The sequence below is a fragment of the Streptomyces sp. NPDC051105 genome (assembly GCF_040682795.1).
Taxonomy (GTDB): domain Bacteria; phylum Actinomycetota; class Actinomycetes; order Streptomycetales; family Streptomycetaceae; genus Streptomyces.
In genome coordinates, this window is record NZ_JBFBBR010000022.1 from 74,663 (window position 1) to 100,986 (window position 26,324).

A 26,324-nucleotide genomic window follows, 5' to 3' on the forward strand; every position below is an offset into this window, starting at 1 on the left:
CGGCGCCCACCCCCACCACGCCCGTAACCGCCGCGCATCAGGCTCGGTATCGCGCTCGGTATCGCGCGATCAAACCGAACTGATCATTGGAACGATGTAGCCCTGCTGTGGCGTGAGAGATGAAAGGGGGAGAGGTGTGTTGGTGAAAGCGTCCGCCGCTTCGGGCGGAGCGGGGGAGAGGGGAAGAATGCGGCGCATAGCCGGTGCCGCCATGCCCCTCTACCTCAGCATGATCGCGTCATCGGCGGCGTCGCTGGTGGACACGGCCGTCCTGGGGCGGCACGCCACGGGCTCGCTCGCGGCATTCGCTGTCACGCTGGCGGTCTTCAGTCCGGCCATGGCAACGGTCTCCGGGGCGATGCGTGGCGTCATGCCATTTGTCTCGGCGCAGAAAGAGGACGCCGACGCGCTGGTGCCCGTGCTGCGCAACGGCATATGGCTCGGCATCTTCGTGGGCCTGCTGGGGGCGGTCGCGGTCGTGGCGGTCCCGGTCATCGGCGGTGTCGGCGGCGTCCCCGAGACGACCCTGGACGAACTGGGCGTCTTTCCCTACATCCTGGCTTGCGCCGTCGTGATGATGTCGATCGGGGCCACCGCCACCTCGGCACTCGTCGGCCTGGGCAAGGGCAAGGCCGTGATGCGATCCGGCCTGACGGGCACGGTGGTCGCTGTGGCACTCTCGCTGTCGCTGGTCGGCGGCTTCGGATCCTGGGACGGCCTGGGCCTGCCGGGTGCCGGCATCGCGATGTTCGCCTCCAGCACGATCAACGCCGCGCTTGCCCACGTGCAACTCCGCCGGAACACCGTGCTGGCGGGGAGGCCGCTGGCCCTGGGACGGCCGAGGCCGCGCGATGTGCTGCGGATCGCCGGGGTCGGCATCCCCCTCGCGGCGACCGTCCTCATCAAGTTCGGAGCGCTGGGCGTGCTCGCGTTCTCCGCGGCCCGGGTCGGCACCGACAGCGCGGCCGTGCACAGCATCGCGCTGTCGCTGGCGAACCTCATGTTCACGGCCGCGGTCGCGGTCGGCCAGGCGACCGTACCCCTGATGGCCGACCCTGTGAGGAGCGGAGACGTGGTGGAGATACGGCGCACCGCGCTCGCCGGAGTGAGGGTCGCCGTCTGCACGGTCGCCGCGCTGGCCGCGCTGCTGGCTCTGGTCCGCGATCCGGTGATCTCGGTCTTCACCCACGACTCCGACCTGCGCGACCAGGTATTGGACCTGCTGCCCCTCGTCCTCCTCGCGGTTCTCGCGGACGCGGTCCAGGCGGTCTTCGGCTTCGGGCTGATCGGTATCAAGCGCACGGTGCCCAGCCTGGCCGCCTTCGCCGTCTGCTACGGCCTGCTCGCACTGGCCGCCGTGCCCGTCGGCAACGCGGGAGGCCTGCACGCGCTGTGGCTCTCCCTGGCCGGCGCCAACCTTCTGCTGGTGGCTGGTCAGGCCTACTTCTTCCACACACGTAGCGGCTTGCCATCGCCCTCATGACCACCAGCCCTGCGATCAGGCCAGTTGGGACGATGTCCGAGGCGCCTACAGTGCGGGCCGCACGTGGGGGGCCCGGCTGACCAAGCCGGCGAGACGTCGTTCGGTCTCAGAATCGGCCGGGGCGAAGACCTGCAGGCGGTGACCCGACCGTGGTGCAAGCCAGGTGTTGGACACCTCGAAGTGGAGCTCACCGACGACCGCGTTGCGAATCGTCCGAACTCCGGAGTCCTCGACCCGCGCAACCGTGTGACGGTCCCATAGTTCGAACTTGGCAAAACAGCGCGGGTTCAGTCCGGTGAACGGGGAAATCCAGGACGGCTCCGACGCCGTGATCACAGCAGCCACACCTTGATAATGGCATCGGGTCTGCACGCTCCATCCGGAGTCTCATCGGCGGACCACGGTGGGAAGGGCGGCCTCGTGACGGACCCGGCAGACCTGGAACTGGCGCACCGCCTCGCCGACCAGGCGGACGCCATCGCCCGGAGCTACTTCTCGACCACCATCGAATCCCGGACGAAGAGTGACGGGAGCCCCGTCACTGACGCCGACCAGGAGATCGAAATCGTCCTGCGCTCCCTGATCCGCCAGGAGTATCCCGACGACGCGTTCATCGGTGAGGAGTTCGGCGCCCAGGGCCACGGCAGACGGCGGTGGATCATCGACGCCATCGACGGCACCGCGAGCTTCCTCGCCGGCGAACCGGAGTGGAGCACGCTGATCGCGGTCGAGGAGGACGGCCGCATCACCCTGGGTATGGTCTCCGCCCCTGCCCTGGGCCGCCGGTGGTGGGCCAGGCCGGATTCGGGTTCCTGGGCGGGGCGATGCCCATCCAGCCCCGCCGCACCGGTGCACCGGTTGGCCCTCTCCGCAGGCGGTAGTGCCCAGGATGCGGCGGTCGGCATCTGGCCGCCTCCGTCCAGACTGAGTCAGCAGGAACGCGCAGTGGCCGCGCGGCTAGCCCGGGGCGTCTCGCAGGTCCGACCGTCGCTCGACTGGAGTGCAGCGGTTCCCATCGCGCCGGCACCCTGCAAACCGTCCACCGGGTCCGGCACCTGCCACGGCGCGCTCCTGGTCGCGACCCGTCAACTGGACGCCTTCCTCCTCCTGGGAGCCGGCCCCTGGGACATCGCCCCGCTGATCCCCATCGTGCAGGAAGCCGGCGGCACCTTCAGCGACCTCACCGGCCAGTACCGGACGGACACCGGAGCCGCACTGTTCGCCCGCCCCGGGCTCCACCAACAACTCCTGGACATCGCCGTGGCCGCCAACTGAGAGACCCTCCCTGCGGATACACCATTTCGCCCCGACGAGCGGTTGCGGGACAAGCCTTAGGCGGTCACTTCTGCCCGCCGCCGGGGCAGTTCGGCACCCCGCACCGCGTCGGAGGTCAGGGCGATGACCACGCCCAGGCTGGCGAAGCAGCCGCAGCCGACGAACACCGGGGCGGCGCCCCACGCTCCGATCGCGGCGCCGACCAGCGGGTAGCTGAGGGGCGCGAGTCCCACCATGGTGAGCATGACGACCGAGGTGACCCGGCCGAGATAGGTGGGATTTGTCGCGGTCTGGACAAGGGCGTTGTTCAGGCTGCCGAAGATACCCGCGTTCAGCCCGACCAGCGCGGCCAGTACGGCAGCGGACCAGAGGGTCGGCACAAGCGCGATGGCGGCCGCTCCCGCACAGCCCACGAGCAGCGTTCCGGCCAGCATCAGGCCAGCGCGCGGCAGCCGGCCGACGATGGCGAGCAGTGCGGCGCTGGCCGCCGCTCCGGCGCCGAAGCTGCTGACGATCCAGCCGTAACCGGAAGGGCCCCAGCCGCGCTCGGCGTTGAGGAGCACCATGCCGACGTTGAGGGTGCCGACGAGGCCGAGTTCGCAGATGGCGCCGACGGTGACGAGCGGGCCTATGAGACGGTGGCGGCGGATGTAACGCAGGCCGTCGAGCAGGTCGTTGTGGGCCGTGCCGGACTCCGGCTGCTGCTCCGCGTCCCGCCCTCCGAGAGACCGTAGCCGTATCGTCAGCAGGAGTGGCAGGGAGAGGGCGAAGAGCAGGCCGGCGACGGTGAAGGTGGCCGCCGGGCCTCCAAGCCCCATGGCCAGGCCGCCGATCGGCGGGCCCGCGATCTGGCTGAGGCGCATCGACAGAGAACGCAGGCCGACGACCCGGGCCAGCTGGTCGGGGCCGGTGATCCGCGGCGGGAGGGCACCGACCGCCGGTACGAACAGTGCGTCGATGGCGCCGAAGACGAGTGCCACCGCGATCAGGATCCACAGAGCGGGTGCGGTCAGAGCGACGCAGGCGGCCACCGCCAGGATGAGGAGACAGCGCAGCGCGTCACTGCCGAGGATCACCCGGCGGGGGTCGAACCGGTCGGCGACCACGCCCCCGCCGAGCATGAGTAACCCCCGAGGTAACGCGCCGGCGGCCATGACAAGGCCGACTTCGGTGGGGCCGGCGGCCTTCTGAGCGGACCAGCCGAGGGCGACGAAGTACACGCTGTCGCCGACGAGGGAGGCGGTGTACGCGGTGAGCCAGCGCAGGACGTTGCCGTCGCGGTAGGCCGGTGTGATGGCGTTTTCGGGCACGGATGTCTCTGCGGTGGCCATGGCGGGCTCCAGGAAGTCGAGGGATACGGTGGCGTCAGGGCCGGAAGGGGAAACCGTAGAGGTGGACGGACACGTGTTCGCGGCCCTCGGTGTCGCCGGCCGCCTTGGCTGTCTTGCCACGCTCTCGCCATCGCCGAGTCAGCGCCTCGAGTTCATCGCTCATCTCGGCGAGCTCCGCCGGGGTCAGGTCGAGCAGCCACTCTGAGCTGAAGGACGCGTCGGCCCACTCGGTGCCCCAAGCGGACTTCTGGTCGAGGTAGGCACGGTACTGGGTGATACGGGTGTCGAAGAGGCTGCGCGTCACCGCACCGACGGCGGCGGCGCCCTCAGGCGTGTCCGCGAAGTCCGACTCGCGGAAACCCCAGCCCTCCTCGGACGCCACCTGCCACCACCGCTCCCGGCCGTCGGCTCCCTGGCCGCTCGCCTCGATCACGAAGCCGTGCTCGGCCAGCTTGCGCAGGTGATAACTGACCAGCGACGGCGTCTCGTCGACATACTCCGCGAGCTGAGAGGCGGTCGCGGAGCCTGCGGCGAGCAGCAGCCGGCAGAGCTGCATCCGCAGCGGGTTCATGAACAGTCTCAACCGTGATAGATCGGTGATCTGCTCGGGCTCACGCTTCGGGCGCATGCGGTCACCGTAGATATGAAGCGAAAACTTCGCAATAACTCCTTCAGAGTTGCACGAGGGTGGCGGTGTGGGAGCCTGGCCCAGTCCGGGCCCACCGCTTTCCCCCGTAGCGGGTGGGCCCGGACTCGTGTGCAGTGGGACTGCCGCCGCCGCCCGCCCCGCGGACCGGGCGGCCACCTACACGGGCCTCCGGCGTCCGGCGGGCGCCGGTCCGGAGAAGGCGCACTGCGGGGGTTCGGCACAGCCTCCGGTGCTTGCGCGGAAGCCGGTCGGTCTTGCGTGGTCCGGAAGCCGGGCGGTCGTGTGTCGTGTGGCGGGCTGTCGGCGTTCGGCGACCGGTGGGCTGCTGTCAGCGGCCGTGCGGGGCCAGGGTCTGGCCGAAGCGGGCGTCGGGGTTGGGAGCGTGCAGTGTGCTGCCGTTGAAGGACCACGAGCGGTTGGGGGAGGGGCCGTCGCTGGTGGCGGGGAAGACCCAGACCCCGCCGTCGCCGTCGACGTCCCGGACGCTGAGGGCGCCGCCGAAGCGGTCACCTGGCCTGTTCACGTCCGGAACGCCCGGCGAGTTCTGCGTCCAGAACTGACGGTACGTCCCCCGGCGCGTCGTTCGCCGAGGTCGGCTACTGACAAGTCATGGAGAATTCGAGGTGACGATCGGGCAGGGTGGAGGGATGCCTGAGTTGTCCTTGCCTGGAGGTTTCGTCAATGCCGTCGTTCGTGTCGGGGACACGGTGCGCCGTCCAGCCTCTGCTCGCACGAAGTTCGTGGGTGATCTGCTGAGGTTGCTCGAAGCCAGTGGCTGGAACGGAGCTCCGCGGTATCTCGGTGTGGACGAGAAGGGCCGGGAAGCGCTCAGTTACCTTGACGGCCATGTGGCGTGGGAGCCGCGACAACCTGCTGCCGTGTCGTCGGACGAGAGCTTGGCGGCGGTCGCCAGGCTCGTGCGGGAGTTCCACGACCTGACGGCCGGCACCCCACTGGCCCGATCCCACGAGGTCGTCTGTCACAACGACCTGTCGCCCCGGAACACGGTCTATCGGCTGGTCAGTGGCTCGCTTCGGCCGGCGGCATTCATCGACTGGGATCTGGGGGCGCCGGGCGCCCGAATCTATGACGTCGCTCATGTCTGCTGGCAGTACCTCGGTCTCGGCCCTGCTGTGGCCGACGTCGGGGAGGCAGCCCGGCGCATGAGGCTGATCGCCGACAGCTACGAGTTGTCGGACCGGCACCGTCTTGTGGCCACGGTCTTGTGGTGGCAGGACCGGTGCTGGCGGGGCATCGAGACCCAGGCCGATGCCGGAGACGACGCCATGGTCCGGCTTCGGGATGCCGGGGTGGTGAGGGAAGTCCAAAGGGCCCATCAGTGGGTTTCCGATCATCAGGGCGCTTTGGAACGCGCACTGCACTGAGCGCGCGGGGAGGGGCACGCCGGGTCGTGGGGTGGCTTCCTGCGCAGGTGTTTCCCGGCTCCGTAGACCCCCGGTGAGGAGATGCTCAGCGGGAGGCGATCGCGCGCTGCTGCTGGTCAGTGCTCGCGAGCTCGCAGGCGGCGCAGCATGCGGGGGTCCTCGAAGCCGACCGCGCGGGCGGCGGCATCGACCGTGGCGCCGTGACTGATGAGGTGCTCGGCGCGTTCGAGACGGAGGGTCTGCTGATAGCGCAATGGGGTGAGGCCGCCGGTGGCGCGGGTGAAGAGGCGCGTGAGGGTACGTTCGCTCACGCCCACGGTCGCGGCCAGGGCGGACAGGGGCAACGGTTGGTCGAAGCGGGCGTCGAGCAGGTCCTGGGCGTGGTGCACGGTGTCGTCGAGGTGGGATCGGTACCTGAGCATTGCGCTGGCCTGCGGTTCATGGCCGTTGCGCCGCGCGTACACGACCATGTCCCGGGCCACCTGTGCGGCGACGGCGGGGCCGTGCCCGGTGGCGATCAGGTGCAGCGCCAGGTCGATGCCGCTGGCGATGCCGGCCGAGGTGACCACCCGGTCGTCGGCGGTGTACAGAACATCGCGAATGACCGTCGTCCTGGGGTAGCGGCGTGCGAGCTCGTCCTGCACATCGTGGTGGGTGGTGCAGCGGCGACCGTCGAGCAGCCCGGCTCGGCCGAGCGCCTCGGCTCCGGCGCAGACGCTGGCAACGGTCCCGCCCCTGGCGTGGTGGTCCCGGAGGGACTGCAGGAAGGCCGCGCCGATGGCAGGACTGCCGGCCAGGACGGGCGCCCGCCAGCCGGGCACCACGATCAGATCCTCCTGGTCGAGTTCGGGCCAGTCGAGCCGGGCCGCCAAGGACAGGCCCTGAGCGGTGGGGACCAGCGGCTGCTCGGCGATGTAGCTCAGCGTGTAGGGGTGCCCGAAGTCGGAGGCCGTGGAAAAGACCTGCGCGGGGCCTGCCAGGTCCAGCAGGTGGAGTCCGGGCACCAGGAGAAAGACGATGTGGCTCACGATCCGGTCATCATGCCCGAGCCCCGGCCGCAGCCTCCAGTTGCCCGACAGTGGTGATGGTGGCAAAGCGTCCGGCAAGGGCGTACTCCGTGCGCCTGATGATCTCCTCGGCGCTCAGGGTACGGGGGTCCGACAGCAGTTCGGCGATGCTCTGGTCGGCGGGAGCGTCACGGTGCGGGATCGGGTTGGTGGCGGTGGCGTCGATGACGAAGGTGACCAGGTAGCCGAAGTCGCTCGCGACGCGGGTGGTGGTCTCCACGCACTGCTCGGTGCGGATGCCGCAGACAGTGAGTTCGTGAATGCCGCGCTCGGTGAGGATTTGCTGCAGGTTGGTGGTGGTGAAGGCGTTGTGCGAGGTCTTGTGGATCAGCGGTTCCGTGTCCCGGCGCTGCAACTCCTCCATCAGCCGGACATGTCCGAGGGCGGGGTCGAAGACATCACCGCTGCCGGGCTCGGAATGCAGCACCCACACCACCAGGTCCCCGGCCTGGCGGGCCAGCCGGACCAGCCGGTCCACCTGGTCGGCGATCTTCGGGTTGGAGATGGTCTCCCACAGCGGGCGGGCGCGGAAGGATTCCTGGACGTCGATGACGATCAGTGCTCGGGTCATGCCCCCAAGCCTGACCGGCGGGGCTGGCGCGCGACAGGCCTCATCGGGTCCGGGTGCGGACCGATCCGGTCACCACCGGAGCCGTGTCCACTCGCTGGGCGCCGGCCACCACGTGCTGGCTTCGACGGTTGGAGTCGGGGGCCTACCCAAGGTCTGTGAGTCAGCCAGGCGTGGTAATTGTTGATCTTCCTTTTCGCGCTGCTGAAAGAACGCAGGGTGCAGGACCGGCTGCCCGCGGACAGCCAGGGCGACTTCCTCGCCGGCGACGACATCTCCTGGAGGGGACGACATCTCCTGGAGGGCGGGGGAGGGCGGGGGAGGGCGGGCCGGCCGAGGGCGCCGTCCAGACCGAGCTGAACGCGGTCTGGGGCGTCACGCACCGCTTCGGAGGCGCCATCGACCGGACCGACCCGGGCCCCGGAGACGTCTACGACGAGATCACGCCGGTCGAACTCCCCGCGGCCCGCGCGAGCCGGTCAGAAACCTGCCGCACGGGCCGCCGAGTACACCTCGGCAGCCACGTCCTTCAGCTCCTGCGCATCCCGCGTGGCCCATGAGAGGTCGACCAGGAACTCGTCGAGACCGATCTCGGCGTACGCCATCAGGTCGCTGACGATCTGCTCGACGTCACCCTGGAAGGGCTGGCGGTCCGTCCCTTCCTGCCGCTTGGCGGTGTAGTCCGGGTTCACGCGCACCACCGTCCGCAGCGGCCGGGTGCGGCCCCGCTCGGCGGCGAGGTCCTGCAGTCGGCGCCAGCTCTCGGCCACTTGATCGGGACCGTCGGCGTACGGCAGCCAGCCGTCGGCGTGGTCGACGAGCCGTCGCATCGCCCGCGGGGTGTTGGCCGGCACCAGGATCGGGATAGGTCGGGCCGGCTTCGGCCCGACCACGGCCGAGGCGATCCTCGTGATCCGGCCGTTCTCGTAGACCACCGGGTCCGGGCCCCACACCGCCCGGCACACCTCGACCATCTCGTCCATGACCTTGCCGCGCTCCTCGAAAGGGCGTACCCCGGCGGCCGCGTACTCGTCGAGGGACCAGCCGCTGCCGAAGCCGGCGACGACCCGGCCGCCGCTCGCCGCGTCCAACGTGGCCAGCGACTTGGCCAGTTGGAAGGGGATGTGCAGCGGGGCGACCAGCACGGCGGTGCCCAGCTCGGCCCGCTCGGTGGCCGCCGCCGCGAGCGTCAGTGTGACCAGCGGCTCGGCCACGCCCCGGTAGGCATCGGGCCAGGGCAGGCCCGGGACGCCGTACAGGGGCTGGGTCTGGGGTTCCGGGAACAGGGCTCGTTCGTACACCCAGAGGCTGTCGTATCCGATGTCCTCCGCGGCGCGTGCCACGTCGGGGACGTCCTTGCCGAGGTTGTACTGCCGATTCTGCGGAAGACCGATTCCGAGCCGGGTCGTCATGCCGGTGCGCTCCTCTGTAGTTGGTTGCGCAATCAAGTTAACGTCAACTCGGTGAGGTGGGGGCGAGTCCCGGCCGAGGTTGGTCCGAACGGATCCCTCGCACGGGGGGATCCGGGCCGCCCCGGAAAGGTGTGCTGGCCCGGCCCAGACCTACCGCCGGGGGCAGCCGGGGGCGCCCATCGGGCCTGCGGGATGCTGGGCGGGGCCGGGAAACGCGCTGGTCTGGGGCTGGTCAGCCGTGCGTGGTGGGATCTACTTCGCCCCAGGCAAGCCCTGCGCCGCGATCCAGACCGCGAATGTAGTCCTGGTCGGCGTCGTCGATGCGGAACGAGAAAACGTCCAGGTTCTCACGCATGCGGACTGGGTCGGTGCTCTTCGGGAGCACCGGATAGCCGTTCTGCACGCCCCAGCCCAGAAGGAACTGCGCTTCGGTCACACCGTATTTTGCCGCCAGCTTCTTGAAGGGGGAGTCGGAGCGCTCTCCTTCGGCGCGCATCTCCTGCGTCTTTCCGCTCATCTGGCCGGGCGCGGTGCGCCAGGTCGACAGCGGAACCAGGCTGCTGTAGGCGATGGGCGTGATGCCCTTCTGGTTCAGGTAGGAGGTCAGTCGGGGCTTCTGCGACCAGGGGTGCAGTTCGATCTGATCGGCGTGCGGAAGGGGAAGTCCCGCCTCTGCCAGCTCGTCGATGTGAGCGGCATTGAAGTTCGAGACGCCGATCGCACGCGCCTTGCCGCTCTTGTGGGCCTCAACCAGTGCCTGCCACTGTTCCAGACGCTGCTCACGCCCGAACGTGGCGTGGATGAGGTACAGGTCGACGTGCTCCAGACCGAGTCGCTCGAGACTCTCGTCGAGGGACCGCAGGGTCTCTTCGCTCGTCTTGGCGCGCTCCTGGACCAGCGGCCACAGCTTGGTCGTCACGAAGACGTCGCCGCGTTCGAGACCTTCTCGCCGCAAACCGCGACGCAGCCCTTCGCCGACGCCGCGTTCGTTCTCGTACACCTCGGCCGTGTCGACGTGTCGGTAGCCTGCGGCCAGGGAATTCTCGACGGCGGACGGGGCCTCTTCGTTCGGAATGAGATAAGTCCCGAAACCGACAAGGGGAACCTTCACCCCAGCGGTCAATTCACGATCGTGCGTCTTGGTCACCGTAATCTCCCTGCCGATTTTCGCGTCTTGCCGATTGTTCGAGTCGGTGCTGATGGAACGGCGAGTCCCGCTCCGTATTGACGACATAACCCGGGCTCCCTGCCCCTGAAGGGCGCGGACGTGAAGGGCTCGGACGGCTTTCTCGTCCCGGCACGCGGCCGAAGGCCTCCGCGCTACTGCTCCCGGCCCTGCGGCGGCCGGCGCGGCGGAAACCGGGGGGTGACGTGCGGCTGGTGGTGCCGGGCGTCAGCCGCCGGGGAGCGGTTCAATGCTTCTCGACCGCCGAGGCCCAGTCCCAGTTGACGCCCATCTGCTGGTACATGGCCGAGTAGCCGACGAAGCAGCGCAGGACGACAGCGAGATTGCGCCTCTCGTGCCTGGTCAGGTGCCGGTCCGTGAGCGGCAGCTTCGCCAGCTGGCGAGGAGTCAGGTCCGGCACGCCGTACTGCTGCGGACCGCCGCACCGCTGTGGGCGGGGTTTGCGGCCTGCGTCGGCGCGGCGGCGATGGAAAGACCGCCCAGGACAGCAACCGCGGTGGCGGCGGTGATCGACTTCCGGCTGAGCAGCTTCATGTCCAGTTCCTCCAGGTCGGTTCACAGGATCCGAGATCCGCCTTTAATGGCCTCTCCTGCGTGTTTAGTAATTCAAACGCTCGCTTGACATTATGGGTGTCGACGCGGACTGTCAAGCCACTGCTTGACAGTCCGCGGTCGCGCCACCGTGGAGGCGTGCGCGTGGCCGAGTCGCGGCCGGTCGGCTCGTTTCTGTGGCAGCGATCCGGAGTGGCGACGTGAGGTCGCGGTCACGGGCCGGCCCGGGCGTCGATGCTCCGCCTGGTGTTGTGCTCGGGCCGGGGTGGGCCTGCTCGCGGTCGGCCCCGAATCGCGCGCCGACTGTTGACAATGTACTCAAGCATCTGCTTGAGTACATGCTATGGCGAGGGTGGAAAAGGCGGATCTGCGCCGGGAGGCCGGGCAGCGCACGCGGGACGGGCTGCAGACGGCCGCCCTGGAGTTGCTCGCGCAGCGAGGCCAGGAGGGCGTGACTCTCCGCGAGATCACAGAGCGCGCCGGAGCCAACGTCGCCGCGGTGAGCTACCACTATGGATCGCTGAAGGCGCTGTGCGAGTCCACGATAGAACACGCGCTGGAGCGGTATCTGGACGCACAGCTCCTGGAACTCGGTTCGCTCGGCTCCACCGCGACGCTCCACGAGGTGGCGGCGGCGTTCGCCCGGCCGATGATGCGCGCGCTGGCGGCCGGTGGACAGGACCTGGCCGTGATGCGGACCGTGGCGCGGGTCGGCATTGAACCGCCCCAGGCCTGGGAGCGGCTGAACGGCAAGTTCGACCAGAGCCGCCGGGAGGCCCTCCGGGTGCTGACGGCGAACCTTCCCGGAGTCGACGAGCAGGAACTGATCTTCCGTACGCGCTGCGCGGCAGGCCTGCTGAACTGGCTGGCGCTGGCACCCATCGGCGCCGAGCTGGCCGCCATGTCCGCGGAGCAGATCGAACGGCAGCTGGTCCCCGTGGTGGCGGGGGCGTTCCGCGGGGAAGCCGCCAGCGACCGCTGACCAGACCGACGGCCCCCGGAATCCCGACAGCTCCAGTAACTGAGGGTCGTGTCGCCGCGGACGGTGAGCGGCGCGCCGTTGAAGCCGTAGACCTGCAGGTAAGCGTGGTCGTACGGCCCGCCGTTCGCGTAGCCCGAATACACAAGCGAAGTGTCGCCCGTGTGCGGCTGTTCGCCCGTGCGCAGGGCCACCGCGGCGCACCTCGCCCGGCTGGCGCTGACTCCCGCTCAGAAACGCGTGGTGGCGGCCCCGCTGGGCACCGACTGAGTGGAACGCAAAGGCAACGGTGGCCGGGGACGACAGGCCGACCCGACAGGCTTCGAGGACTTCCACCGGTCGGCGTACCCGCGGCTGGTCGGGCAGTCGTTCTCCGTCACCGGCGGTCTCCAGCAGGCCGAAGTTTGAGACACGCTTTACGTGAAACAGGCAACCGTGGGCCATGCCATCACTGTCTGACAGTGAGTCGGAGTCGGGCCCGTGAGGGTCGAAGAACGAGAGAGCGGGGCAGATCGTGGGGCGGCGCAAGGGCGGCATAGGGATCGCACTCGTCACGGGCCTGATCGTGGTGGGTGCGAGTGCCTGCGGCGGGGGCGGCAGTGACAAGGCGAGCGGGGGCGACCCGAAGGCGTCGGGCAAGCCGAGCGTGAGCGCCTCGCCCTCACCGACGAAGCCGGCCGGTCCTCCGATGCTGCTGGACACGATCACCCCGCAGACCGGAACCACGGTCGGAGTGGCCATGCCGATCTCGGTGATCTTCACCAACCCGGTCGCGGCCAAGGCCCGGGCCACGGTCGAGAAGCACATGAAGGTGAGCGCCTCGCAGCCGGTGGTCGGCGCCTGGCACTGGATGGGCGACAGGCGCGCCGACTGGCGCCCGAAGACGTACTGGCCCTCCGGTACGACGGTGAAGATCGACGCCGACATGAAGGGCGTCAGCAACGGCAACGGGCGCTATGGCGTGCACGGTTACACGCACACCTTCAAGATCGGCGACGATGTACGCGCGGACGTCTCGGTGACCGACCACACCATGAAGGTGACCCGGAACGGCCAGACGGTACGCACCCTGTCGATCAACGCGGGCAGCGCCGAGTATCCGACCTGGAACGGCACGATGGCCGTCATCGACAAGCAGGAGAAGGTGCACATGACCTCCTGCAGCGTCGGCATCAGCTGCGACAAGGGCAGCCCCAACTACTACGACCTGACACTGCCCTGGGACGTCCACCTGACCCAGTCCGGCACGTACGTGCACTACTCCACCGGAGACCCGAACCCGGGCAGCGGCAGCGCCCGCGGCTCGCATGGCTGTGTCCACCTGTCCATGTCGGACGCCAAGTGGTTCTACGGCCAGGTCAAGCAGGGCGATCCCGTGACCATCACCGGCTCGCCCCGCGCCAAGGCCCCGGCCGACAACGGCTACGCCGACTTCAACCTGGGATGGGACCAGTGGCTCGCGGGCAGCGCGTCGGGGGAGCAGACGACGGCGACGCTCTGACGCGCTGAAACCCCAAGAACGAAAACAGGCCCGTTTTGAACTGGTGGTTCACCGGAAGGCGACTCAGAGTTCATCACTGACCTACAGGTTCATGGGTATGACCTCAAGACCTCGCTTGCGCAAGCGCACCCGGATCGGCATAGCGATCGCCGTCACCGTCGCCGTGGCGGGCACAGGCACAGTCGTGGCCCAGGCGCACGGCTGGCTGTCCGCCCCGACGCACGACTTCGACGCGGCCGCCGACTCCTTCTCCGGCCACGACAAGGTGACGGGCGACGTGCTGCGCAACGACTCCGGCGCGACCGCCGTCGTGCGGCACACCGACCCGTCCCACGGCACGGCGACGGTCAACGCCGACGGCACCTTCACGTACACCCCGAGCTCCGGCTTCAAGGGCACCGACACCTTCACGTACACGGCGACCGACGCCGTCCAGCTGTTCAGGGACACCCAGCCGAACGGCGACGCGCTGCCCTCGCTCGCGACGGTCGCAGGCCCGGGCGGCACCACCACCCGGATCTCCGGTGAGGGCTACGGGTCCGCGCTCGCCCCGGTCCCGGGCAGGTCGGGCTACTTCTGGGGCCTCACCGACCGCGGCCCCAACGCCGACGCCCCGGACGGCAACAAGTCCGAGATGCTCACCGACTTCACGCCGCAGATCGGCGAGTTCAAGCTCGTCAAGGGCAAGGCCGAGCTGGTCAGGAAGGTCACCCTGAAGGGGCCGAAGAGCCTTGGCGGCGTGCAGTACAGCGGCCGTCCGCCACACGACACGAGCGAGGTGATCGACGACGTCGCCGCGACGAACGCCAACGGCGGCACTCCCACGCCCGTCGCCCGGGACCCCTACGGCTACGACTCCGAGGGCCTGGTGGCGCTGCCCGACGGCACGTTCTGGGTGTCGGACGAGTACGGTCCGTACCTCACGCACTTCGACCGGAACGGCTACGAGCTGGGCCGGCTGACCCCGTACAAGGACAGCCCGGACAACCAGTACCACAAGATCGTCGGTTACCTGCCGGCCGAGCTGGCCAACCGCCTGAAGAACAAGGGCATGGAGGGCCTGACGGTGACGCCGGACGGCTCGACGCTGGTGGGCGTCACGCAGGCCGCGCTGCAGCAGCCGGATCTCGGCAGCACCAAGGCGTCCAACCTGTCGCCCACCCGCATCGTCACGGTCAACCTGCGCACCCTCCAGACCAAGCAGTACCTGTACCTGCTGGACGACCCGGCCACCACGGGTGACGCCAACAGCGAGATCACGGCGCTGTCCGACACGAAGTTCGTCATCGACGAACGTGACGGCAACGTCGAGCCGTTCGCCCAGAAGTCCCTCTACGAGGTCGACATCAACGGCGCGACCGACGTCAGCGGGCTGACGATCGGCGGCAAGTCGCCCGAGGCGTTCGTCGGCAAGGTCGGCACCAACGCCGCGCTCACCGCGCTCACCGGTGCCGGCGTCCAGGTCGCGCAGAAGCAGCCGTACCTCAACGTCGGGACGCTGGTGAGCCAGCTCGACCCCAGCGGGAAGTTCTTCGCGCACGACAAGGTCGAGGGCGTCGCCACCACGGACGCCGGCAAGACGCTGTACCTGTCCAACGACGACGACTTCGGCATCGACACCATCGCCGTCGACCCCGACGGGAAATGGACCGTCCACCAGAAGGTGCTGCCCTCCACGGGCCAGACCGACAACGGCGAGATCCTGAAGGTCGACACCACCAAGCTGCCGGCCGTGCTCAAGACCGTCACGGTGACGATCCGCGTGCAGTGACGCACTCAGCGCCCCGCCCCGGGCCCCTCCACTCCGACGGACGGGCCCGGGGCGGGAACGGACGGAATGTGCGTGATCGCCACATCGGCAGTGATCGCCCTGGGACCGGCCCAGCACAGCTGGCAACATCCTCGGCACAAAGGCGAGTTGGTGTTCGACTCAACCGTGTACCGCGTAGCCCGGCAAATCCGTCGAGAAGGGCCGGGCATCGCCCGAGAGACGCCCGTCGGCGCCCGGCGCCACCGCGGATCCTGGTGTCGGCGGCTCCAGCCCCGTGGCCCGGCACCGTACGTGCTGACGAACTGTGCGGTGGTACCGGCGGCAGTGAACCGCGACTTGACCAACCCCGCAGAGGCGGAGACCACCAGCCGCTGAACTCGTCATCGTCAACCGGGTTCGTCTACCGGGTTCGTCTACCGGGTTCGTCCTCCGGGTTCGTCTACCGGGATGGTCTACCGGGATGGTCTACCGGGATGGTCCGAACTCCGGCTTCGGGCATAGCCCCCGCTGCCCTCGCGAGAAGCCGTAGCCATACGTCCGCCACTGGTGCGCCGCGACCGGCACGGCCCCTCCGCGCCTGGAACCTCGCCGCTTCGGCTGATTGGCACTCGCGAAATGGCACCAACGGGGGAATCGGCGGCACCGCAGTCCGCCGCGGTAAGCGGGGCCCCAGGCGCTGACTAGCATGCGCGAGATCCATCCTCACGTAATTTCCGATTGCCTAGGGGTAAGGGCCGTGAAGGTTTTGAAGGACGTGGGCGTCTCCGTTCCGCGGGATATCGCGCCCGGCTACCTCGGCACGGCCCGCGATGAACGTTCGCCGGCATGAGCCTTCCGGTCACTGCGGGCGACCAGCGTGTCCGCCTACGGCGACCGACTCCGACGAAGCTCTTCGGCGTCCGTTCTGCCTGATTCCCCACGGCGATGAGCACATGACTCACGCCCGAGTCGTCCGCCGCTGTCCGAGCCGGAAAGAGAATTCATGCTGTTGTCTGCGTTGCTGGCAGCCGCCGACCCGCCACAGCTTCTCCCCGCGCGTGAGCAGATGGCGTTCACTCTGGGATTCCACGTCGTTCTGGTGCCGTTCGGCGTCGCGTTCACGTTCATGATGCTGGTCTGCCACTACCGGGCGCTGCGCCATGACGATCACGAGGCGCTGCTCCTCGCGCAACGGTGGTCGAAGGTCGCTGCCGTGCTGTTCGCGGTCGGGGCGGTGTCGGGCACGGTGCTTTCCTTCGAGTTGGGGCTGCTGTGGCCCGGGCTTATGGGCAGGTACGGGGCGGCGTTCGGGTTTCCGTTCGCCTACGAGGGGCTTTTCTTCTTCCTGGAAGCCGTGTTCGTGGCCATTTACATCTACGGCTGGAAGCGGCTTCCACCATGGCCGCACTTTTTCACGGGCGTCGCGGTGACCCTGGCGAGTGTCGGTGGCACGGCTTCCGTCATCGCGGCGAACAGCTGGATGAACCAGCCGGCGGGCATCGTCGTCAGTCACGGGCGTGTCGTGCAGGTGTTCCCGTCCAAGGTGTTCTTCAACGGCGCGTTCTGGTGGGAGATGGTGCACATGTTCCTGGCGTCGTACATCGTCGCCGGGTTCATGGTCGCGGCGGTGTACGCGCGGGGCCTGCTCAAAGGCCGCCGGGACCGCTACCACCAGTTGGGGTTCCTGGTGCCGTTCACGGTCGGGGCGATCGCCATGCCCTTGCAGTTCCTGGTCGGGGACACCATCGCCCGGCAGGTCTTCGACAGGGAGCCCGCCAAGTTCGCCGCCATCGAAATGGTTCCGGAGACCGGTGACCACATCCCCGAGACGCTCGGCGGCATCTTCGTCGACGGCAAGGTCCGCTACGGCATCCCCCTTCCCGACGTCGCCTCGATTCTCGCGGGCTTCAGACCGTCCACCACCATCAGGGGTTTCGACGCGATTCCCCCGGCCGTGCGCCCCGACGACGCGGTGGTGAGTTTCGTGCACCTCGCTTTCGACGTCATGGTCGGAACCGCCTCGCTGCTGTTGCTGATGTCGCTGTGGTTCGGCTGGCTGTGGTGGCGGCGTCACGAGGTCCCGGTGAACCGCTGGTTCCTGCGCGGTGCGTCGGCGTGCGGACTGCTCGCGCTCCTGTCGTTGTGGAGCGGCTGGGTGGTGACGGAGGTCGGCCGGCAACCGTGGACGGTCGTGGGGCTCCTGCTGACGAGGGACGCCGTCACCACGGTGGGCGATCTGTGGCCGCTGTTCGCCACGGTCCTCGCCATCTACCTCTGTGTCGGGGCGGGCGCGGTGCTCGTCCTACGGGCGATGCGTCGTCGCTGGTCGCGAGAGGGTACCGAGGCCGTCGCGGTTCCCTATGGTCCCGAGCCGGTGCCGGCGACGAGCGAGCGCGGTTTCGGAGGCGAAGACGTATGAGCACGCTGACCGCCGTGGTCCTGTTCGTCGGCGTGATCGCCTACGCCCTGTTCGGGGGTGCCGACTACGGGGCCGGTTTCTGGGATCTGACAGCCGGTGGCCGTCGTCGCGGTCGCCCCGTCCGGGAGTTGATCAACGTTTCCATCAGCCCCGTGTGGGAGGCCAATCACACCTGGCTGGTCTTCATCCTGGTGATGATCTGGACGGGATTTCCGCAGGCGTTCACGGCCATCACCACCACTCTCTACATTCCCCTGGGCCTGGCGGCGCTGGGAATCGTGGCGCGGGGCGCCGGCTTTGCCTTCCGACACGCGTTGGCGGGCGGCCGGGGCGAGGAGATCGCCGGTGTCGTCTTCGCCTCCTCGTCGGTGGTCACGCCTTTCTTCTTCGGCGCCATCGCCGGCGGGATCGCCTCCGGCCGTGTCCCCGCGGCGGGGCACGGCGACCCGCTGTCCAGCTGGCTCAATCCGACGTCCGTTCTCGGCGGCGTACTCGCCGTCACGGTCTGCGCCTACCTTGCCGCCGTGTTCCTCACCGGACAGGCCCGGCGCCGGGCGCAGTCCTCCCTGGAATCGGCGTTCCGCCACCGCGCCGTCGGTGCCGGCGTCGTCGCGGGACTGGTGGCGCTGGGAGGCGTGTTCATCCTCCGTGCGGACGCTCCGCGGCTGTTCCACCAGCTGAGCCGGGTCGGCGCGCCGTTGCTGGTCGTCTCCGCCGTGTGCGGTCTGGCCGCGCTGCTTCTGCTGCGCAGGGGCAGCCCGGCCGTCGTCCGCACTCTTGCGGCCATCGCGGTCGCCGCGGTCGTGGCGGGCTGGGGGGTCGCGCAGTACCCCTACCTCCTGGGCACGCACCTGACCATCCATCAGGCGGCGTCCCCCTCGGCCACCTTGTGGCAGTTGTTCGTGGTCTCCTGCGTGGCGGCGGTCCTGGTCGCGCCGTCGCTCCTGCTGCTCTACATCCTGCAACTGCGGCGCAAACTCGGCTGACGGGGAGGCGCAGTCCATGACGACCACCACCGGCCCGGGTCCCAGGGCCGCTGCCTGCGCGGCCCTTTGCCGTGCTGAGCGCCGTAGGCAACGACGATCGACCGATCGCCGAGGCGGCGGGTATGTCCCGCGCCACGTTCTTCCGGTAGTTCCCCACCGAGGAAGACGTCGTCCTGACGCGTGGTCCCGGCGGAAGGAGCGGCGACGGCAAGTGTCGCGGGCCCGGTTGTCGGGCCGTGACGTGGTCCTGAGTGTTCCGCCTCGCCGAGGAGGGGACCTGGAGGGAGTCCCGTAGGTTTCGAGGTGATCTCGCTCGACCATGAGGGCGAACTGCCCGTCAGGCAGCTGACCGTCGTACCTGGATCGTTACCGCCGCCCACACCCAACGCCGCCTCGTCCGCCCTCTCGCCGAGGATCTGCGCCGGCCGTGGGAGATGCCCGCCGCTCCAGGCCGACTGACGGCCGCCCGAGTTCGACGCGGGTTCAGGAACCTCCACGCCACCATGCTCCGCCCAGCCGGAACCCCGAAGCCTGGCAAGCCCGGGGGCGCCGCCGACCGCCGCCGCGTCGCTGCCATCGGCCGCTGAACACCAAGACCGGAAAGGATGGAGAACAAGCTAGGGGTGACGGCGTTTCCCGGCCTTTGCCGGTGTCGCGGCGGCCTTTGGCTGCTGGTGCTGGTTCGTCGGGTGACGGTCGGGAATCTTTCCAGGTCGGCGGAGTGTCAGTCCGTCGGTGACGTGGCGGTCCGGGGGTCTGGTCCGGCGGGTGGGAGGGTTGTCAGCCATGCCGTTGTGTCACGGGGGCGGCGGAAGTGGAGTGTGTGGAGCGGGGCGAAGCGGGGATCGCGGAGACGGTGCTCGATTTCGCGGTGGCGGGGTCCGTGCTGCGTCCAGGCCCACCAGGCCGGGTGTTCGCGGTGCAGCCAGTCGGTCCAGGTCTCCCTGTTGCCGCCGAAGAGGACCTCGCCGGTGACGGTGCGGCGGAGGGAGCGCCGCAGGACGCGGGGCATGATGACGTGTTTGGGGTAGTCGAGCCAGATCACGGTGTCTGCGCGGTCCCACAGCAGGTCACGGACTTCGGGGTATCCGAGGGAGTCGATGATCCAGCGAGGTGTGGCGGTGACCTTTGATACGTCTTCGGTCAGTTCGCTGTTGGTCGCCCAGCTGGGGCCGTTGAAGTACAGGGCGTCCATTTCGTGGTAGGGCAGGCGCAGGCGGATGCTCAGGGTATGGGCGAGGGTGGATTTGCCAGCGCCGGTGACGCCCACCACCAAGATCCGTTCCACGGGTGCACCTTATCCCCGTGGCCTTCTTCGTCTGACAGGGCATGGTCCATCAGCGGGTACCGCCCGTGCCGCTAGTTCCGCCGCTTCCGCAGCCGAGCCCCAGGCAGATCCCGCCGCGGCCGCCGGTGCCGCCGGTGCCGCCTGTGCCGCCGCGGCCGCCGTCGCCGGTGCCCGTTGCGGCTCCTCCGGTGCCTCCGGTGCCACCGTTGGCGCTGCCGGCGCAGATGCCGGCGCAGATCCCGCCCGTGCCGCCGGTACCGCCCTGGCGGCCCGGCGCGCCGGTCGTTCCGGTGCCGCCGTTGGCGCTGCCGTTGCACAGCCCGGCGCAGATGCCGCCCTGGCTCCCGTTGCTGCCGTTGCCGGTCGCATTGCAGTTGCCCGCGCACACCCGGTCGCCGATCCGCACACTGCCGTTGCTCCCCTTGATCTCGCCGAGCCGGCCGCTGCCGAACAGGTCGCCGCCGCCCGGGCGGTTGCTGTCAGCGGAAAGCTGCCGGGCGGCCGCCACGGCCGTATGGCTCTGCGGCGCCGGTGCCGCCATCGCCGCGGGCGCGCCGGCGCCGGTCGCGATAGCGGCGGTCAGGGCGGTCGAGACCGTGAGACCGAGACGGACCTTCCAAGAACTCATACGCATGGCATTCCTCTTTCCGGAGAGCTATTTCCCGTACTGCGATTTCCGCTGTATCGAATAAACCCGCTCATGGGTGTTGTCGTCACGGTCCGGGAATTCGGGGCTTGACAGGAACGCCCCGGCCCGCACAGGGCCGGGGCATCAGGGAGGGTGCGTCAGGAGCTGAAGAGGGAATTCAGTGCCGTCAGTGCGGCCCAGTCCCCGTCGCGGAACTGCTTGTCCCAGGTGTCGAACTCCTTCTCGGAGATCTTGTACTTCTTGATGACGTCGGCCTTCTTCGCCTGCCCGGATTCCACGGTCAGCATGATCCGTAGCTTGTCCGTGCTCGTGAGATCCGACTTGGGCTTGTCGGGTAGGTCGCCGGACGTGAAGCAGCCGAGCAGGCCGGGTTTGCCGGGCTCTCCCGGCTGACCGGGCGCACCGCCCTTGCCGCCTTCTCCGCCCTTCCCTCCCTCCCCGCCCTGGCCGCAGTGGGAGGGGTCGGCCGGGGCCGTGTGGCTGGTGCCTGTGGTGACATCGGGCGCTGCCTGGGCGGCGCACGCGGTGCCGGTGGCGAGGGCCATCGAGGCCACCGCCAGGACGAGAGGACGCTGCCAGCGAGTTCTGGACATGGGGGTCTCCGTCTTTCCTTGATCGAGGTGGTGGTTCTGCGGGTACTGCGCCGGCCGCCGCCCGACTGCGCACACTGGTCGGTAGGGGACGGGCCTGGCGGCCGGGGATGGGGGACGGAGGCCGCGCGGGGCCTCCGTCCCCGACCCGGGTGAGACGGTCAGAAGATGCTGCCGCCGCCGGCGCCACCGCCGCCGCCCAGGCCGCCGAAGAGGACGCCGAGACCGCCCGCGCCGCCCTTGCCCCCGTTGCCGCCCTGGAAGACGCCGAAGCCTCCGTTGCCGCCCTTGCCTCCGTTGCCGCCCTTGAGAATGCCGTCGCCGCCGGTGCCGCCGGAGCCGGCGCCGCCGCCGAACAGGCCGGTGCCACCGTCGCCGCCGGTGCCTCCGTTGCCGCCGACGACACCGTCACCGCCGCCACCGCCGCCGCCACCACCGCCGCCGGACAGGATGCCGTCGCCGCCCTTGCCGCCCTTGCCGCCGTCACCGCCGATGCCCAGGACGCTGCCGCCGCCGGAGCCGCCGGAGCCACCGCCCCCGCCGATGAAGCCGCCGCCACCGGCACCTCCGTCACCTCCCGCGCCGCCGCCGTGGACGAAGCTCACGACCTGCGGGGCATGCATCGGGGCGGCCGTCGCGGCGGACGCGGGAAGGACGACGCCCCCGGTGATGACCGCAGCCGAGGCGGCGAGTGTCGCGAGGCGAAAGCCCCGGCGCTTGGAACGGACGTCGCTGGTGGTGTGAGAAATACGGGTCATGGTTTCTCTCCTATCGATACAGGGGGCTTTTCTCTGCCCCGGAAATCCCGGACGATGACCGGCGGACCGCTTTTTACCGGACAGTCGGACGGGACAATTCGCGGTTTCGGTGAAAGAGGGAACCCTCTGTGAGGATTTCCGTCCTGCCGTCCTGCCTCGTTTGTGTTCCGGATTTCCTTTCCGGTGAGGCCCGCACTTCAAGTAGGCCCCGCGGACACCGCATGGTCACGTTCCGAGGGGTCGTGACTTGACCTGGCGGAATGAATCGGGTAAAGCGCGTAAAGGCGCCCTCTGGGGCGGTCCTGGGACTGGGCGCCGCGTACGTGAGCGCTGCCGGCCGGTGTTCTGACCGGGGTCCGCCGGGGTGGCGCGGTCGGTCGGCGGTGACGTCCGTGGTGACGTATGTCAGTGATCGCCGGGGCCACCCCGTGCCGTCCGCGTCCGTCACGGTCGTACCGTCGGCGGGGTTGCTTGCCGAGGCGCCCTGGAAAAAGTTGTGGGCCGCTGTCGATCCGGCCGGCTTCCGTTCGACGTCATGGTGTGCGGCGCCTCGCCGCACGATGACGCGACAGGACCTGACGAGGAAACACGTGGATCAACTGCTGAGAGTCATGAATTTCATCGTCTCGGGTGACGGAATCGGTGCCGGTGAGCACCAGAGTCTCGAGCGGCCGTTCGGCTACGACCATCCCGAGAGGCTGTTCGCCTGGGCCGGGGCCACGGCGAGCTGGCCCAGGCGCACGGATCCCGGGGGGAGCCGGGGCCTGGACGACTACTTCACGCGCGACTTCGCACGCAACATCGGTGCCGAGATCATGGGCCGCAACAAGTTCGGGCCCCAGCGTGGGCCCTGGCAGGACCATGAGTGGTGCGGCTGGTGGGGAGAGGAGCCCCCGTTCCATACGCCGGTGTTCGTCATGACCCACCACAAGCGTCCGTCGTTCACGCTCTCCGACACCACGTTCCACTTCGTGGACGGTGAGCCGGCCGCGGTCCTCGCACGAGCGCGGGAAGCGGCACAGGGCAAGGACGTCCGGCTCGGCGGCGGTGTCACCACCGTCCGGCAGTTCCTTGACGCCGACCTCGTCGACACCATGCATGTGGCGGTCTCGCCACTGAAGCTCGGGTCCGGACTACGGTTGTGGGAGTCCCCCGACGAGCTGCTCGACCGGTTCCACCTGGAGGTCGTGCCCAGCCCGAGCGGTGTGAGCCACCACCTGTTCTGGCGAAGGTGACGCGAGAGCCCACACGGATCGAGCTGCGACTGCGAGGGGGCGTCCGTCCCGTCGGATGCCCTCCCCGCCGCGGATGCGGGCACGTTCCCGCGTTGAGGCAGCAGACCCGCGCTGACCGGCGAGGACGTCGCTGCCCAGCTCGTCGCCGACCTGGCCGTCCAGATTCTGGCCTCGGACGATCGCCCCAAGCGCGTCGAAAGGCAGGTCGCCGACACCCTCCGTATCCCCTACTACGAACCTGTGGGGTCAGAGATCGTGCCGTCCGACTACGCAGACGCCCTCGGCACGCTCCTGGTCGCGCTCGTGCCGCGGAGCACGCGGCTCGGCGAGGCCGAGACCTCGGTCGCGCAGGCGGCCTGACGTACGGGTGGAGCGCGCTACACCCGGGGTCAGGGAGCCTGCTCCATCGTCGCGTAGGGCGGGGGACGGGATCGTGGTTGGCAGAGATCGAGAGCATCTGGCTCTCGTGCCGAGGAATTCCGGCGGTGGCCGCGAACGCGTCGCCGTCAGAAGGGACCGATCCCATGGCCGTCGACCGCCGCCGCCGCTTCACCGCTCTCGCCACCGCCGCAGCCGCCGTCACCCTCACCGCAGCCCTCGCCAGCGGGTGCGACCCCGATGACTCACTTGGCTGCCTCACCAACGCCGACTCGATCGCCGACAGCATCACGGCCATCAACCGGGCGGGCGCGGACGCGATCGAGGACCCGACGCGGACCGAGGACTCCATCACCGTCATCGAGAAGAACCTGGACAAGATCAACGACCAGACGGACGACGGCAAGGTCGACAAGGCGGTCGACGACCTCAACAAGGCGATCAAGGAGTACAACAAGGCCGTCCTGAACGGCGACACGAACCCCGACTCCAGCAAGATCGACACCGCGGCCGACAGGCTCAAGACCGTTTGTACCCCGTGACACGGTGTCCGGGTCCCGACGAGGTCCGGACACCGCCACTCGGGAGACACCCGTGCCGTGGCGAGTGTCTCTGGTGAGGCCGCTGCTCTGGTGGTAGTCGTCGGTGTCCTCGCCGCTGAACTCAACGGCTCGCTTCGCCACCCGGCCTCGGTCAGGACGTCGGCGGCCGTCGATACGGTCGGAGCCGTTGTGCTCGGACCGGATCCCGGCGACGGCGATGGCCTCGCGGGAGCGGGGCGTCCAGGCGATGCGCTCGGTTTCCTGGGAGGCACCCGTGCTCAGCCGGGTCGTCGACTGACCGGTGGACCGCTTCCGGAGAGACACCGCTCGACGTAAGCCTCGGCCAAGTCCTCAGCCAACACGCGTAGTTGGCTGCCCAGTTCGACAGCAAAGGTCAACGGGCGAGCCAGTCGATCTGTTCTTGTCCTGCGGGGCGGTGCGCGGTGTCGCATCTCCGGCCGACTTCCGCGACGAGATCGTGCAGGCCCGGACGAGCCGTGAGGACGCCCACCCTTCCGACTGCGTCAGCTGTCCAAGGCCAAGCGTCATCGCAAGGGCGAGTCGGCGGTGGGCGTCAGCACGGACTCGGCGATGCCGACGATCTGGGTGATGTCGAAGCCTTCCATGTCCGCGCGGAATTCAGGACTCGACAGATACGCCTCCTGCCGCTCCCGCATGTCGTCGGCGTCCCCGTAGGACACGAGGGCGTACAACTGGGGAGCCTCGCTCGCGGGCGCTGCGGGCACCGTCCAGACGCCGTGTGTGGTGATCCGGTGCTTTGCCATGCCGGGAATGTGTCTGGCCCAGATGTTCTCGTAGGTGGCGAGCGACTCGGGGCTGTCCAAGGTGTAGACGCGAAGCTGGTACTGGGACATGAACTTTCGTTGCTCTTTCTTCTGGGCGTGGATGGATGGCGGTCAGTCTTGCGAGAGGAGGAACGCCAGTTCAGTGTCCCAGTCGATACGCCGGGACTCGGTACCCCGTGGCATGGGCTACGTGAGTCCGCGACGCCTGAGGGGTATCTGCAACAGCGGCGAGGTGCAGGGCTCTCCGCCGGACGGCCCGGGCGGCGGTCTGGGACCGCTGATCCCTGACCAGCGAGCGGGCACCTGCCGTCGACGGACTTCAAGGCGAGGGAAACGGCCCGGGCCACTGGCCACCAGCGGAACCTGCCTCACCAGTCGGCATGGTCCCTGTTGTGGAGTTCCCCGTCCCGGCCGACGTGCCCTGAGCGGTTCCAGTCGTGGCGGTTCGAGTCGCGGCGGTTCGAGTCGTCCCAGTACGACCGGCCGGACTTCCCGCCATGCTCCTCGTCCTCCCAGCGGTAGAAGTGGCCACCACGGTAGTAGAGGCCATCGCAGTCGTGCCGGGGCGAATCGGTGCCGTGGTGGTCCTGGTGCCAGCCGCGGATTTCGTCGCAGGAGTAGCCCTGCTCGAGCAGGTAGCCGACTCCGCGGTCCCACCGGTGATCGGCTGCACTGACGCTGACGGCGGGGCGGTCGACGTGTACGGACACAGGAGTCGCGGCCGAAGCGGTGCCCCCTGCACCGAGAACGGCGACACCCGCGACTGCCGCAGAGGAAACGGTGACAGCGAGGCGCTTCGTGAGCTTCTTCATGATCTTTCCTTCCCGGTTGGCGTGATCCGCGCCGACCGGTTGTACGGGCAGGCGATGTGTAGCGCCTGGCGTGGTCCGGGTCCGATTTTCCATGCGCCGTATGGAACCTCCTGTTCTATTATTACCATACGTTGTATGGAACGGTCGAAGTGGTGTGGGTCACGGGCGCGAAGGCGACTTTCCAGGCACTCGAGCTGGCCGTGCCCACAGGCGCAGGGATCGGGCTGTTGGGCAGGTCCGGCGGCGGCAAGGCCGCACTCGCCCGGCTCCTGCCGCGGATGTCGGACATCGGCGACGGACGCGTCCTGATCGGTGGTCAGGGGGCATCGGCCTCCTGCGCCAGACCGACCTGCGCTCACTGATCGCCTACGTCCCGCAGGAACCGCCGACCGCCGTGTGCCACCGCAGCCTGCGGGACAACATCGCCTTCGCCTGGCCCGGCGCCACCGACGAGGATCGGCCGCGGCGTGGCTGAGTACGTCACGGGGTTCGCCGGCCCACTCTCCGACGGCTTAGGCACTCTGGTGGGGGAGCGGGGAGTGAAACTCTCGGGCGGTCAGCGCCAGCGCGTCGCCCTCGCCGGGGCCATCCTGCGAGACGCCCCGATCCTGCTGCTCGCGAGGCGACCGGCGCGCTGGACTTGGAGGGTGAGTTCCTCGTACAGGACGCCCTGTAACGGTTGACGGGCGGGCGTGTTCCTCAGCAAGAAGTGGTCGCCGGCAT

At 69.1% G+C, this 26,324-nt stretch carries 26 protein-coding genes and 4 pseudogenes; 13 read left to right on the forward strand and 17 right to left on the reverse strand.

The window, feature by feature from the left end; translation table 11 throughout:
• Positions 1 to 187: 187 nt before the first annotated feature.
• On the forward strand, positions 188 to 1,483 hold the full coding sequence (locus tag AB0N16_RS37450) for an MATE family efflux transporter (RefSeq protein ID WP_365804773.1): 1,296 nt from the start codon (positions 188 to 190) through the stop codon (positions 1,481 to 1,483).
• Positions 1,484 to 1,528: 45 nt separating this feature from the next.
• Here AB0N16_RS37450 and AB0N16_RS37455 read toward each other — a convergent pair whose 3' ends face one another.
• Together AB0N16_RS37455 and AB0N16_RS37460 are read right to left on the reverse strand one after the other, a co-directional pair.
• Positions 1,529 to 1,774: a hypothetical protein gene (locus AB0N16_RS37455; protein ID WP_365804892.1), complete on the reverse strand. Its 246-nt coding sequence runs from the start codon at positions 1,772 to 1,774 to the stop codon at positions 1,529 to 1,531.
• Positions 1,751 to 1,828 (reverse strand): annotated as a pseudogene (locus tag AB0N16_RS37460) (IS5/IS1182 family transposase); the annotation flags it as partial. The pseudogene AB0N16_RS37460 and the gene AB0N16_RS37455, both read right to left, overlap by 24 nt.
• Positions 1,829 to 1,903: 75 nt before the next feature.
• Between AB0N16_RS37460 and AB0N16_RS37465 the strand changes: the two are divergent.
• Positions 1,904 to 2,758 carry an inositol monophosphatase family protein gene (locus AB0N16_RS37465; protein WP_365804775.1) on the forward strand — a complete coding sequence of 285 codons (855 nt, stop codon included), beginning with the start codon at positions 1,904 to 1,906 and terminating at the stop codon, positions 2,756 to 2,758.
• A 56-nt stretch (positions 2,759 to 2,814) separates the two neighbouring features.
• On the opposite strand, the gene AB0N16_RS37470 is transcribed toward AB0N16_RS37465, so the two are convergent.
• From AB0N16_RS37470 to AB0N16_RS37480, 3 genes are all read right to left on the reverse strand, one after another.
• Entirely contained in the window at positions 2,815 to 4,089 is a 1,275-nt protein-coding gene (locus tag AB0N16_RS37470) for an MFS transporter (protein ID WP_365804777.1), read from the reverse strand.
• A 34-nt stretch (positions 4,090 to 4,123) separates the two neighbouring features.
• Positions 4,124 to 4,717: a helix-turn-helix domain-containing protein gene (locus tag AB0N16_RS37475; RefSeq protein ID WP_365804779.1), complete on the reverse strand. Its 594-nt coding sequence runs from the start codon at positions 4,715 to 4,717 to the stop codon at positions 4,124 to 4,126.
• 349 nt (positions 4,718 to 5,066) lie between these two features.
• A complete protein-coding gene (locus AB0N16_RS37480; protein ID WP_365804781.1) occupies positions 5,067 to 5,261 on the reverse strand; it encodes a hypothetical protein in 195 nt (64 codons plus the stop codon).
• Between the two features lie 100 nt (positions 5,262 to 5,361).
• Here AB0N16_RS37480 and AB0N16_RS37485 point away from each other — a divergent pair, with 100 nt between their 5' ends.
• The gene (locus AB0N16_RS37485) at positions 5,362 to 6,123 is read left to right on the forward strand and encodes a phosphotransferase (RefSeq protein WP_365804783.1); all 762 of its coding nucleotides are present in this window, start codon (positions 5,362 to 5,364) and stop codon (positions 6,121 to 6,123) included.
• A 116-nt stretch (positions 6,124 to 6,239) separates the two neighbouring features.
• On the opposite strand, the gene AB0N16_RS37490 is transcribed toward AB0N16_RS37485, so the two are convergent.
• Entirely contained in the window at positions 6,240 to 7,151 is a 912-nt protein-coding gene (locus AB0N16_RS37490) for a DJ-1/PfpI family protein (RefSeq protein WP_365804785.1), read from the reverse strand.
• A gap of 10 nt (positions 7,152 to 7,161) precedes the next feature.
• Positions 7,162 to 7,761 (reverse strand): isochorismatase family protein, encoded by a 600-nt coding sequence (locus AB0N16_RS37495; RefSeq protein WP_365804787.1) that lies wholly within the window; start codon positions 7,759 to 7,761, stop codon positions 7,162 to 7,164.
• A 216-nt stretch (positions 7,762 to 7,977) separates the two neighbouring features.
• Here AB0N16_RS37495 and AB0N16_RS37500 point away from each other — a divergent pair.
• Positions 7,978 to 8,219 (forward strand): annotated as a pseudogene (locus tag AB0N16_RS37500) (hypothetical protein); the annotation flags it as partial.
• An 18-nt stretch (positions 8,220 to 8,237) separates the two neighbouring features.
• Here AB0N16_RS37500 and AB0N16_RS37505 read toward each other — a convergent pair.
• The 4 genes from AB0N16_RS37505 to AB0N16_RS37520 all read right to left on the reverse strand — a co-directional run bounded on the left by AB0N16_RS37505 (position 8,238) and on the right by AB0N16_RS37520 (position 10,890).
• On the reverse strand, positions 8,238 to 9,170 hold the full coding sequence (locus tag AB0N16_RS37505) for an LLM class F420-dependent oxidoreductase (RefSeq protein ID WP_365804789.1): 933 nt from the start codon (positions 9,168 to 9,170) through the stop codon (positions 8,238 to 8,240).
• A 232-nt stretch (positions 9,171 to 9,402) separates the two neighbouring features.
• Entirely contained in the window at positions 9,403 to 10,317 is a 915-nt protein-coding gene (locus AB0N16_RS37510) for an aldo/keto reductase (RefSeq protein WP_365804791.1), read from the reverse strand.
• 265 nt (positions 10,318 to 10,582) lie between these two features.
• Complete coding sequence (locus AB0N16_RS37515; protein ID WP_365804793.1) at positions 10,583 to 10,756, reverse strand: hypothetical protein; 174 nt, start codon at positions 10,754 to 10,756, stop codon at positions 10,583 to 10,585.
• A complete protein-coding gene (locus AB0N16_RS37520) occupies positions 10,744 to 10,890 on the reverse strand; it encodes a hypothetical protein (RefSeq protein ID WP_365804795.1) in 147 nt (48 codons plus the stop codon). The genes AB0N16_RS37515 and AB0N16_RS37520 overlap by 13 nt, the downstream gene beginning before the upstream one ends.
• Positions 10,891 to 11,251: 361 nt before the next feature.
• On the opposite strand from AB0N16_RS37520, the gene AB0N16_RS37525 reads away from it, so the two are divergent.
• The 6 genes and pseudogenes from AB0N16_RS37525 to AB0N16_RS37550 form a co-directional block, all read left to right on the forward strand.
• Entirely contained in the window at positions 11,252 to 11,890 is a 639-nt protein-coding gene (locus tag AB0N16_RS37525) for a TetR family transcriptional regulator (protein ID WP_365804797.1), read from the forward strand.
• 511 nt (positions 11,891 to 12,401) lie between these two features.
• On the forward strand, positions 12,402 to 13,388 hold the full coding sequence (locus AB0N16_RS37530; RefSeq protein WP_365804799.1) for a L,D-transpeptidase: 987 nt from the start codon (positions 12,402 to 12,404) through the stop codon (positions 13,386 to 13,388).
• Positions 13,389 to 13,485: 97 nt separating this feature from the next.
• Positions 13,486 to 15,159, forward strand: coding sequence for an esterase-like activity of phytase family protein (locus tag AB0N16_RS37535; protein ID WP_365804801.1), 1,674 nt, complete (start codon positions 13,486 to 13,488; stop codon positions 15,157 to 15,159).
• Between the two features lie 982 nt (positions 15,160 to 16,141).
• Positions 16,142 to 17,557 carry a cytochrome ubiquinol oxidase subunit I gene (locus AB0N16_RS37540; protein WP_365804803.1) on the forward strand — a complete coding sequence of 472 codons (1,416 nt, stop codon included), beginning with the start codon at positions 16,142 to 16,144 and terminating at the stop codon, positions 17,555 to 17,557.
• Complete coding sequence (locus tag AB0N16_RS37545) at positions 17,554 to 18,543, forward strand: cytochrome d ubiquinol oxidase subunit II (protein WP_365804805.1); 990 nt, start codon at positions 17,554 to 17,556, stop codon at positions 18,541 to 18,543. Before AB0N16_RS37540 ends, AB0N16_RS37545 begins: the two co-directional genes overlap by 4 nt.
• Positions 18,544 to 18,869: 326 nt before the next feature.
• Positions 18,870 to 19,073 (forward strand): annotated as a pseudogene (locus tag AB0N16_RS37550) (transposase); the annotation flags it as partial.
• 194 nt (positions 19,074 to 19,267) lie between these two features.
• On the opposite strand, the gene AB0N16_RS37555 reads toward AB0N16_RS37550, so the two are convergent.
• The 4 genes from AB0N16_RS37555 to AB0N16_RS37570 form a co-directional block, all read right to left on the reverse strand.
• Positions 19,268 to 19,831: an adenylate kinase gene (locus AB0N16_RS37555; protein ID WP_365804807.1), complete on the reverse strand. Its 564-nt coding sequence runs from the start codon at positions 19,829 to 19,831 to the stop codon at positions 19,268 to 19,270.
• 49 nt (positions 19,832 to 19,880) lie between these two features.
• A complete protein-coding gene (locus tag AB0N16_RS37560; protein WP_365804809.1) occupies positions 19,881 to 20,465 on the reverse strand; it encodes a hypothetical protein in 585 nt (194 codons plus the stop codon).
• A 152-nt stretch (positions 20,466 to 20,617) separates the two neighbouring features.
• Entirely contained in the window at positions 20,618 to 21,073 is a 456-nt protein-coding gene (locus AB0N16_RS37565; protein WP_365804811.1) for a DUF1153 domain-containing protein, read from the reverse strand.
• Positions 21,074 to 21,231: 158 nt separating this feature from the next.
• Complete coding sequence (locus AB0N16_RS37570) at positions 21,232 to 21,828, reverse strand: hypothetical protein (RefSeq protein ID WP_365804813.1); 597 nt, start codon at positions 21,826 to 21,828, stop codon at positions 21,232 to 21,234.
• A gap of 590 nt (positions 21,829 to 22,418) precedes the next feature.
• On the opposite strand from AB0N16_RS37570, the gene AB0N16_RS37575 reads away from it, so the two are divergent.
• Positions 22,419 to 23,063, forward strand: coding sequence for a dihydrofolate reductase family protein (locus AB0N16_RS37575; RefSeq protein WP_365804815.1), 645 nt, complete (start codon positions 22,419 to 22,421; stop codon positions 23,061 to 23,063).
• Positions 23,064 to 23,587: 524 nt separating this feature from the next.
• A complete protein-coding gene (locus tag AB0N16_RS37580; RefSeq protein ID WP_365804817.1) occupies positions 23,588 to 23,983 on the forward strand; it encodes a hypothetical protein in 396 nt (131 codons plus the stop codon).
• Between the two features lie 545 nt (positions 23,984 to 24,528).
• Here AB0N16_RS37580 and AB0N16_RS37585 read toward each other — a convergent pair.
• Complete coding sequence (locus tag AB0N16_RS37585) at positions 24,529 to 24,858, reverse strand: NIPSNAP family protein (protein WP_365804819.1); 330 nt, start codon at positions 24,856 to 24,858, stop codon at positions 24,529 to 24,531.
• Positions 24,859 to 25,157: 299 nt separating this feature from the next.
• Positions 25,158 to 25,601: a hypothetical protein gene (locus AB0N16_RS37590; RefSeq protein WP_365804821.1), complete on the reverse strand. Its 444-nt coding sequence runs from the start codon at positions 25,599 to 25,601 to the stop codon at positions 25,158 to 25,160.
• Between the two features lie 164 nt (positions 25,602 to 25,765).
• On the opposite strand from AB0N16_RS37590, the pseudogene AB0N16_RS37595 reads away from it, so the two are divergent.
• Positions 25,766 to 26,274, forward strand: a pseudogene (locus tag AB0N16_RS37595) (ATP-binding cassette domain-containing protein); the annotation flags it as partial.
• Positions 26,275 to 26,324: the final 50 nt, after the last annotated feature.

What these genes read in the sequence shown, in the direction of transcription:
- AB0N16_RS37560 (WP_365804809.1), bottom strand. Translation starts at nt 20,465, where the DNA reads ATGCGTATGAGTTCTTGGAAGGTCCGTCTCGGTCTCACGGTCTCGACC.
- AB0N16_RS37450 (WP_365804773.1), top strand. Translation starts at nt 188, where the DNA reads ATGCGGCGCATAGCCGGTGCCGCCATGCCCCTCTACCTCAGCATGATC.
- AB0N16_RS37540 (WP_365804803.1), top strand. Translation starts at nt 16,142, where the DNA reads ATGCTGTTGTCTGCGTTGCTGGCAGCCGCCGACCCGCCACAGCTTCTC.
- AB0N16_RS37590 (WP_365804821.1), bottom strand. Translation starts at nt 25,601, where the DNA reads ATGAAGAAGCTCACGAAGCGCCTCGCTGTCACCGTTTCCTCTGCGGCA.
- AB0N16_RS37535 (WP_365804801.1), top strand. Translation starts at nt 13,486, where the DNA reads ATGACCTCAAGACCTCGCTTGCGCAAGCGCACCCGGATCGGCATAGCG.
- AB0N16_RS37505 (WP_365804789.1), bottom strand. Translation starts at nt 9,170, where the DNA reads ATGACGACCCGGCTCGGAATCGGTCTTCCGCAGAATCGGCAGTACAAC.
- AB0N16_RS37570 (WP_365804813.1), bottom strand. Translation starts at nt 21,828, where the DNA reads ATGACCCGTATTTCTCACACCACCAGCGACGTCCGTTCCAAGCGCCGG.
- AB0N16_RS37475 (WP_365804779.1), bottom strand. Translation starts at nt 4,717, where the DNA reads ATGCGCCCGAAGCGTGAGCCCGAGCAGATCACCGATCTATCACGGTTG.
- AB0N16_RS37525 (WP_365804797.1), top strand. Translation starts at nt 11,252, where the DNA reads ATGGCGAGGGTGGAAAAGGCGGATCTGCGCCGGGAGGCCGGGCAGCGC.
- AB0N16_RS37495 (WP_365804787.1), bottom strand. Translation starts at nt 7,761, where the DNA reads ATGACCCGAGCACTGATCGTCATCGACGTCCAGGAATCCTTCCGCGCC.
- AB0N16_RS37470 (WP_365804777.1), bottom strand. Translation starts at nt 4,089, where the DNA reads ATGGCCACCGCAGAGACATCCGTGCCCGAAAACGCCATCACACCGGCC.
- AB0N16_RS37520 (WP_365804795.1), bottom strand. Translation starts at nt 10,890, where the DNA reads ATGAAGCTGCTCAGCCGGAAGTCGATCACCGCCGCCACCGCGGTTGCT.
- AB0N16_RS37565 (WP_365804811.1), bottom strand. Translation starts at nt 21,073, where the DNA reads ATGTCCAGAACTCGCTGGCAGCGTCCTCTCGTCCTGGCGGTGGCCTCG.
- AB0N16_RS37545 (WP_365804805.1), top strand. Translation starts at nt 17,554, where the DNA reads ATGAGCACGCTGACCGCCGTGGTCCTGTTCGTCGGCGTGATCGCCTAC.
- AB0N16_RS37585 (WP_365804819.1), bottom strand. Translation starts at nt 24,858, where the DNA reads ATGTCCCAGTACCAGCTTCGCGTCTACACCTTGGACAGCCCCGAGTCG.
- AB0N16_RS37580 (WP_365804817.1), top strand. Translation starts at nt 23,588, where the DNA reads ATGGCCGTCGACCGCCGCCGCCGCTTCACCGCTCTCGCCACCGCCGCA.